Here is a 3,271-nt window from a genome sequence, read left to right as displayed (position 1 = left end):
CGTGGATGCCTTGGCGTGCAGCGCCTTGGGGTCGGCGCCCGGCTGGTCGGCCTCCCAGGCAACCTGGTGGGTGTAGGCCCGGTTGACCGCGATATCGACCGCGCAGTCCGCCAGCATCCCCTGCACCAGCTGGAAGTCGGCGATCGGGGACCCGAACTGCTTGCGCTCCACCGCCCAGTCCCGGGCGAGTTGCAGGGCCCGCTCGGCGGCTCCGGTCGTCCGGGCGGCGATCATCAGCCGTTCGTCGGTGAACCATTCCTTGGTGAGTTCATAGCCGTTGCCGACACCGCCGAGGACATCGTCGTCGGGCACGAAGACATCGGTGAAGGTGAACTCGGGGTGCCCGTTCACGGCGGAGTGCATGAACCGTGGCACCCGGGACATCCGTACGCCCGGCGCCTGCTTGTCGACGAAGAACAGGGTGGCGGCCCGCTCCGGGCCGGCGTCGGCCTGCACCAGCAGGAAGTCGGCGATGTCACCGCAGGTCACAAACCACTTCTCGCCGTTCAGCAGCCAGCCGCCGTCGGTCCGGGTGGCGGTGCTGGTGCCCGAGGAGGGGTCCGATCCCGCGCCGGGTTCGGTCACCGCGAAGGCGTCGAAGCGCTCGCCCCGGATGACGGGGAGCAGGTACTTCTCGCGCTGGGACTCGGTGCCGTACGCCAGCACGTTGGCGGGCCGCCAGGGGATGTCCCACAGGCAGTTGGTGACCTTGCCGAATTCCTCCTCGACGATGACCTGGTCGAGCAGCGACAGTCCCGGGCCGCCCCACTTCTCGGGCATGTTGATGGCGTAGACGCCGGCGTCGATCGCGGCCCGGGTCAGCTCGCGGACGGTGTCGGAAGGCAGCGGTCCGCCGGCCTCCTCGGCCTGGTTCTCGTACCGGATGAGGAGTTCGGTGTAGGCGGCGGCGCGGGCCTTGAGGTCGGCCTGTCGGGGGGTGTAGCGGAAGTCCATGGTGTCCTCCGGGACGGCGGGCGGGGCGTCAGGCCAGTACGGCGCGGGCATCGAGGGCGAGGGCGCCGTCCGGGCGGACGAGCAGGGGGTTGACCTCGATCTCCGTGATCTCGGGGTGGGCGGCGGCGAGGGTGGTGAGCCGCTCGATGACGGCTGCGGCGGCCGCCAGGTCGACCGGGGGCCGGCCACGGACGCCCTTGAGGAGCGCGGCGGTCCGCAGCCCGGTCAGCAGCTGTTCGGCGCGGGCCGCCGGGACGGGCGCCAGGGCGAAGGCGACATCGTGCAGTGCCTCCGTGAGCACCCCGCCCAGGCCGACCATGGCGACCGGGCCGAACCGGGGGTCGCGGTTCACCCCCACGATCAGCTCGACGCCGTCCGTCAGATCGGCCATCGCCTCGACCGAGTAGGAGCCGGCGCCGAGCCGGGCGTGCATCTCCCGGAAGGCGGTGACGAGCGCGGACCGGTCCGGCAGCCCCAGCGCGACCCCGCCGGCGTCGGACTTGTGCAGGAGGTGGAGGGCCTTGAGGACGTAGGGGCCCTCGAACGCGTCGGCGGCGGCGAGCAGTTGGGCCTCATCGGTGATCTCGCGGGCCTCGGGGAAGGGTACTTCGGCGGCGCTCAGCAGCGTCCGTACGCCGTGGTAGCCGGGGTCGCGCAGCGGCGCCGCGGCCGGTGGCAGCGGACGGACGCCGGGCGGGCCGGCCGCCTCGGTCACGGTCATGGCCGCCAGCGCGCGGGCCGCGTCCTCGGTACCGGCGAACACCGGTATGCCCGCCTCGACCAGCGTCCGGCAGCTGGGGGCGTCCGGGAACATCGACTGCACCACCAGGGGTTTGGCGGTCCGCGCCGCATGGCCGGCCATCTGGTGTGCGGTCTCCAGCTCGCCCGCGGCGAGCGCGCTCCCGCCGCCCGCGGTGCCGCTCTCGGCCGCCGGGCCGCCCAGGCCGCCGGTCGCCGCCGAGTAGCCGCCGAAGTATCCGGTCAGCAGGACGGAGTCGACCTCGTCCAGGGCGAGCAGGGCACCGACGGTGTCGCCGTAGGAGTGCGGGTTCTGCTCTCCCATACCGGCGAGGTCGACGGGGTTGCCCACCGCGGACTGGTCCCACAGCAGCGTCCTGAGCTGTCGCTGTGCGGCGGGGCCGAGTTCGGGCACGGCCAGCCCGGCCGCTTCGACGGCGTCGGCGGCGATGGCACCGTGGCCGCCGCCGTCCGTACAGACAGCGGTGCGGTGTCCGGTGGCGCGCCGCCCCCCGTTCAGCGCGGCGAGGACGAGGGTCATCTCATGGGGTGTGGCGACCAGTTCGACGCCCGCGTCCCGGCAGGCGGCGGCCACGACATCGGCGGAGGTGGTCAGGGCGCCGGTGTGGGACTGCGCGCTGCGCGCGGAGGCGGTGCCCCGTCCGGCGGTGAGCAGGACCACCGGTTTGCCCGCCGCGGCGGCCGCCTCGGCGAAGGCCCGGCCGTCGCCGAAGTCCTCCGCGTAGACGGCGATGGCCCGGGTGGCGTCGTGCCGGGCGGCGTCCTCGATGAGATCGACGAGGGTGACATCGGCCTGGTTGCCCAGCGAGACGAACCGGGAGAAGCCCAACCCGTGGGGGGCGCAGCGGAGTTGGAGTTCCAGCGCGAGGTTGCCGCTCTGGCTCAGCAGGGCGATGCCGCCGGGCGCGAAGCGGTCCGAGGCGAGATAGAGCTCGGTGGTGTTGTCGGCGATCCCGAGGCAGTTGGGGCCGACGAGGACGGCGCCGGCGGCGCGTACCCGGTCGGCGATGGCCTGTTGGCGGGCCAGCCCGGCGGGGCCGGTCTCGGCGAAGCCGGCGGTGATGCCGACGATGGCCCGGGCGCCGCAGGCGAGCGCGTCGTCGACGGCGGCCTCGAAGCCGGGGCCCGGTACGGAGATCACCACGAGTTCGACCGGTTCGCCGATCGCGGCGAGTGAGGTGGCGGTGGTGCGCCCGAGGACCGTGCCGCCACGGCGGTTCACGAGGTGGACGGGCCGGCGGCCGGGTGCCCGCAGGGCCTGGGCGGCGACCGCGTGGCCGTACTTGGCCGGGTCGTCACTGGCACCGACCACCGCGACCGACTTCGGGTCGAACAGGGCCGACAGATCACGTCCCATGGTCACCTCTCCAGCCGGAGCGCGGAGTTGGGGCAGATGTCGGCGGCGGCCCGGGCGGCGTCCTCGGAGGCGCCCGGCGCGGGGTCGGCGACGACGGCGGCGTAGCCGAAGTCGTCGAGGTCGATGAGTTCCGGTGCGGGTTCCTGGCACAGGCCGTAGCCCTGGCAGCGGGTGGCGTCGAGACGGAGTTTCACGGCGGTC

Annotated in this window: 3 protein-coding genes; all 3 read right to left on the bottom strand. The window is 73.6% G+C overall.

From position 1 onward, the window contains the following. Positions 1 to 1,005, bottom strand: a 1,005-nt coding sequence (locus AC3EUV_RS38200; RefSeq protein WP_435604884.1) for an acyl-CoA dehydrogenase family protein, incomplete at its 3' end; no start/stop codon positions are given. Continuing rightward, positions 983 to 3,070, bottom strand: a complete 2,088-nt coding sequence (locus tag AC3EUV_RS38195; RefSeq protein ID WP_432146299.1) for an acetate--CoA ligase family protein — start codon at positions 3,068 to 3,070, stop codon at positions 983 to 985. The genes AC3EUV_RS38200 and AC3EUV_RS38195, both read right to left, overlap by 23 nt. A 2-nt stretch (positions 3,071 to 3,072) precedes the next feature. Continuing rightward, positions 3,073 to 3,271 (bottom strand): ferredoxin (locus AC3EUV_RS38190; RefSeq protein ID WP_432146300.1); only part of this gene is annotated, 199 nt, incomplete at its 5' end.

The organism is Streptomyces sp. bgisy130 (assembly GCF_057708345.1).
The sequence above is the reverse complement of the archived record's forward strand: the minus strand, read 5'-3'. Positions and strand labels throughout refer to the sequence as shown.

Bases quoted from the DNA above. Each gene is read 5' to 3' on its own strand.
- AC3EUV_RS38195 (WP_432146299.1), bottom strand. From the start codon at position 3,070: ATGGGACGTGATCTGTCGGCCCTGTTCGACCCGAAGTCGGTCGCGGTG.